Genomic DNA, 641 nt, shown 5'->3' with positions numbered 1-641 from the left:
CGCAACAAGGCCGTCTACATCGCGCTCGGCATCCTGCCGGACGGCACGAAGGAGATCCTCGGCATTTGGATCGAACAGACCGAGGGCGCCAAGTTCTGGCTGCGTGTCATAACGAGCTGAAGAGCCGTGGCGTCGCCGACGTCCTGATCGCCGTCGTCGACGGCCTGAAGGGCTTCCCCGAGGCGATCAACGCCGTCTTCCCCCAGACCGTGGTCCAAACCTGCATCGTGCATCTGATCCGCCATTCGCTGGAGTTCGTGTCGTGGAAGGATCGCAAGTCCGTCGTGCCGGCGCTGCGCGCGATCTACCGGGCAAAGGATGCAGAAGCCGGCATGAAGGCCTTGGAGGAATTCGAGGCCGGCTACTGGGGCCAGCGGTATCCGGCGATCACCCAGAGCTGGCGGCGCAACTGGCAACACGTGGTACCGTTCTTCGCCTTCCCCGAAAGCGTGCGCCGGATCATCTACACCACGAACGCGATCGAGGCGCTGTACTCCAAACTGCGCCGCGCCGTCCGCACCCGGGGACACTTCCCGAGTGACGATGCGGCCATGAAGCTGCTATATCTGGTGCTGAACCATGCAGCCGAGGAATGGAAACGACCGCCGCGCGAGTGGTTCGAGGCCAAGACCCAGTTCGCC

Annotated in this window: 1 pseudogene; it reads left to right on the top strand. The window is 63.7% G+C overall.

Annotated elements, in window-relative coordinates:
• Nucleotides 1-641, top strand: a pseudogene (locus tag AC0L3H_RS32995) (IS256 family transposase); the annotation flags it as partial.

This window comes from Mesorhizobium sp. WSM4816 (assembly GCF_055811535.1).
This window is presented reverse-complemented; position numbering and strand designations above follow the sequence as displayed.